Source organism: Phytoactinopolyspora endophytica (assembly GCF_004138495.1).
Lineage (GTDB): Bacteria > Actinomycetota > Actinomycetes > Jiangellales > Jiangellaceae > Phytoactinopolyspora > Phytoactinopolyspora endophytica.
Genome location: NZ_ML142853.1, coordinates 11,148 through 15,518 on the forward strand (window position 1 = coordinate 11,148; position 4,371 = coordinate 15,518).

Annotated in this window: 2 protein-coding genes and 1 pseudogene; all 3 read right to left on the reverse strand. The window is 67.1% G+C overall.

Going from position 1 to position 4,371, the window contains the following annotated elements:
* Positions 1-114: pseudogene (locus tag ELR45_RS42310) on the reverse strand (IS110 family transposase); the annotation flags it as partial.
* A gap of 417 nt (positions 115-531) precedes the next feature.
* Complete coding sequence (locus ELR45_RS10880; protein WP_129665914.1) at positions 532-2,883, reverse strand: glycoside hydrolase family 95 protein; 2,352 nt, start codon at positions 2,881-2,883, stop codon at positions 532-534.
* A 200-nt stretch (positions 2,884-3,083) separates the two neighbouring features.
* Positions 3,084-4,371 (reverse strand): sulfatase family protein (locus ELR45_RS10885; protein ID WP_129665916.1); only part of this gene is annotated, 1,288 nt, incomplete at its 5' end.

Genomic DNA, 4,371 nt, shown 5'->3' on the forward strand with positions numbered 1-4,371 from the left:
TCGCGTCAAGCTGAGAGCAGCGAACGCGGCCTCGGAACGCACCCTGCCGCGGTGTGACCATGCACTCAGGATGATCGCCGCGGTGACGCGGCGTACTCCGGGTATATCCAGCAGCCCAGGCATCAGTTCGCATGAGTGAGCTGCCAACGCGCGGCGGTTGGTGACGAGTGAACCGCCCCGGGTTCGGTGGAGGTGGGGTGTGTCCCACCTTCCGCGGAGGCAGATCGTTGGAATCTAGGCCACGCTGATCGTTGCTGCGTTCTCGAACTCTACGGGTGTCAGCCAGCCAAGGGCGGGGTGGCGGCGCTGGCGGTTGTGGAAGCCGAACGGGCGACCCACCTTGACCTCGTTCAACGGCAGCAGAGGCCCGTTCCGATCCCACTGCTCCGCGCTGCGGGTTCTGCTCGTCGTGCGTAGGGCGATAGACACTCGAAGGCCCTGCGGCGGTGAAGCTGGAGGGCCCGCGGGGTCTCCATAGCCCATCAGCTATCAGACAGGCCCTCGGTACGGTCGCTTACCTGCCCCGTGGCCTCAGAATCGGAGGTCGACTGGGGTACCGGACGACAGGCGGACGTCGAACGGGGTTCCGTCGGACCACGCCACGACGAGCGTGAGATCGTGGGGGGAAACGAGGCGCGCTGAGTGCGGAGCCCCGTCATGCCACCGAAGGTCCACGGTCACCCCGCCCCGCGCCCGCAACCCACGAACTGAGCCGGTCTGCCACCGGGTCGGGAGAGCGGGGAGCAGCCGCAGCACATCGGTGTGTGACTGCACTAGCATCTCGGCGACGGCCGCGGCGACGCCGAGGTTCCCGTCGATCTGGAACCATCCGGGTGGGTGCAGGTCGAAGAGATTGTCGGCGATCGAGTCCCGCAGCATGATGTCCACGTTCTCCAGCGCCTTGTCCCCGTCCCCGAGCCGCGCCCAGAACGCCACCAGCCACGCCCGGCTCCATCCGGTGTGGCCCCCGCCGTGTGCCAACCGTTCTTCCAACGAGGCGCGAGCAGCAGCGGCGAGCTCGGGCGTACTCCACGGGTCGATCTCGCTACCGGGGTGCAGACCGTAGAGGTGAGACATGTGCCGGTGGCCCGGTTCTGCCTCGGCCCGGGGAGTTGACCACTCCAGCAGCCGTCCGTCCGGCCCGATCGGCGCCTCGGGCAACTCCGCGGATACCGCCCGCACCCGCTGCACGAGCTCATCGTCGACACTAAGGCGATCCGCCATCGTCTGGACGTTGCCGAAGAGCTCCCGGACCAGCCACAGGTCCATCGTCACCATCGCGTCCACCGCGGCATGCCGTCCGCTCGAGTCCACGAACCAGTTCTCCGGCGACGTGGACGGAACGCTCACCCACCGCCCCTGCGTCCGCCCCGGCCGAGGATCACGCATCAGCAACGACAGCACGAACTGCGCAGCTCCCCGCAGGATCGGCCACACACGCTCCAGGAGATCGTGGTCATGGGGAGCAAACGCGGCGTGCTCGGCCAGGTGTGCCGAGAGCCACACCCCACCCATCGGCCACATGGCATGGTTCGGCGTCCCGACGCCTTCCCCGACGGGCCAGGTGGAGCGCCACAGGTCGACGTTGTGGTGCGCCACCCACCCCGGTGCGTCGTAGAGCTCCCGCGCTGTGCGCACACCCGACTCGGCTACCGACTCGACCAGGTCGATCAACGGCTCGGCACACTCGGGCAGCGCCATGGTCTCGGCCGGCCAGTAGTTCATCTCGGTGTTGATGTTGACCGTCCAGTCCGAGGCCCAGGGCGGGTGGACCAGCTCATTCCAGATACCTTGCAGGTTGGCTGCCTGGGTCCCCGGGCGGGACGACGCCACCAGCAGATACCGACCGAGGTCGACGACCGTCGCGATCAGGTCGTCGCACGTCTCACCCTGCTGGACGCGACGCAACCGTGCGTCGGTGGCCTCCTCTGCCCTCGCCGGGCCGAGGTCGAGCCGAACCCGCCCCATCAGTTCCCCATGGTCGGCGCGAGCGGATGCCGACAGGTCCGACCAGCCGGGTGCCCGAACCACGGCTTCGACCGCCGCAGTCGCGACCGCGACGGGGTCCTGCCCAGGCGCAGCCCGCCAGTCGACGAACGAGTCCACGGCACCTAGCACCAGTGTCACGGCCCGCGCTCCGTCCACCGTCAGCACCCCGTCACGAAGTGCCACTGACCCCTCGTCGCCGTCGTCCAGCACCGCCCGCAGCGCCATCGCGAAGACCATCCCGCCGGAGTCGGAGTACCGCACCGGATCATCCATATCGCGAAACTCCGGCGCCACGGTTACAGGCAGCCGTCCGGTGAGGACCGCCGTCGGCCCCTCGCCGCCTCGGTGAATCATCCGATGCGGGGTATCCATCCGAGCCTGCAGCCGAAGCGGGCGCCCCGCCTGCTCGATCCGCACGGCCAGCACCCCAGCCGGCGCGGAGGCCAGCACCTGCTGGGTGCGCACCATTCCGTCGGCACGGATCGCCGACCACGCCACACCGGTGGCGAGGTCGAGCCGCCGTTCGTAAGCACCCGTCCCAGTCACCCGCTCTTCGAGATCGATCAGCAGGTCCCCCAACGGCTGGTAGGACTCCGGATCGGGTCCCTGCAACGCGATCGAGGCCTCCCCGGCACCATGCGGGTCACAGTCCTCGAGCACGGCACGGCGGACATCCGAGACGATCCGCGGACCGTCCAGCAGTCCGGTCGTCCGCGGCCCTCCGGATCCCGACGTCCGCGGCCCCCCGGACCAGAGGGTGTCCAGATTGAGCGCGATCCGCTCCCTGTCGGGGTGACCAAACACCATGCCACCCAGACGACCGTTCCCAACCGGGAGCGCCTGCATCCAGTCCGCCGCAGGGCCGGAGTATCGCAGTACGCGACCTGTACTCATCACATTCCTCTCATAGTCCGTGACGTGTCACGGACTAACACGACCCATGCCATCTGGTTGCTCACGCGTACCGCCCTCGTCGAGGAGCTCGCATGATCCCGAGCTCTCCAACACCTCGTCATCATCCGCAGTCGCCTCCCCAACGATGACAACGGGCCCAGTCTGGTCGAGCATTCGCCGACGAGGACCCGCGGATCATCTCAGGGCAGGTTCCGGGCACTCAGCAGATTGGCACGCGCCCGCACGTAGTGAGGTGAGGGAACCGGGCCGTCCAGCAGCGGATCGGACGTCCTCTCCATCCAATCGAGCATCGCTTGCCGCATCTCGTCCACCACCTCCCGCACCGTGGGATCAGTTGCCCTATTGCGAACTTCTAGCGGATCTTCGTGCAGGTCGTAGAACTCGACCTCGCGTTTCGACCAGTCGAGGGCATTGGGGTGCGGTGTCGACCGAGGTCGCCATGACTGTGTCGATGCCGCGGCGTGCGTCATCGCGTGGTCGAAATTGACGATCAACTTGTATCGCTGCGAACGAACGCATCGAATTGGTTCGTAGTAGTCGTGGTACGTGAACTCACCAAATATGGTGCTCCTCGGCCGATACATGCCGTCGCGCACTTCTCCCCTCAGTGCGGGGGCCACGCTTCGACCGTGCATCGTGGACGGATCGGTGACGCCGGCGGCCTCGAGCAGCGTAGGAACGACATCGACGTTCGATACCAGGTCCGACGCCACACGCCCACCGGTCCAACCGAGCGACGGAGCCCTCACGATCAGCGCCGTCTCCAACCCAGGGTCGTACAGCGTTCCTTTCGCTCGGGGCAGGGCGAGACCATGATCGGTCGTGAACACCACGATCGTCTTCTCGGTCAGCGCCAGATCCTCGAGCGCACGAAACATCCGACCGATGGCAGAATCGACGTAGCGCACCGCACCCTGCAGCTCAGCAATCTCCTCGCGGGTCCCTTCGTCGTCCTGCAAGAAGCTCGGTATCGTCACTCCGAGCTCGTCGTCGGGAGCGATGTGATCGCCGATGAAGCCCATGGCGATTCCATCGAATCCCGCACCCGCCAAGCGGTGCGGCTCCATGAAACCGACCTGGAGATAGAAGGGCTGGCCAGGCTCGGCGGCGCGCGCGCGCAGCACATCGATCGCCCGATCAGCAACACGATCCGCGCGGCACTCCGACGGCTTGCCACCCACGGTATCGACGTGGTCGAACCCTAGCTGGACACCGACCTCCGCATCCGGCCGTCGCTTGGACTCGTGATGCACGCCGATCAGGTCCGTGCGATAGCCGGCTTCCCCCAGGAGCGAGGCGACGTGCCTTTCCGAGGGCGAGAGGTCCCAGCCATGGTGAGTCAAGCCCATCACGCCGGTGGAATGCGGATACCTTCCGGTGAAGAGGGCCGCTCTGGACGGACTGCACTGGGGAGCCGTGCAGAACGCCGACGAGAAGCGCACCCCGTCGGCAGCCAGGGCGTCCAAC

Excerpts from the sequence above, each read along its gene's own strand:
- ELR45_RS10880 (WP_129665914.1), bottom strand. The coding sequence starts at position 2,883 with ATGAGTACAGGTCGCGTACTGCGATACTCCGGCCCTGCGGCGGACTGG.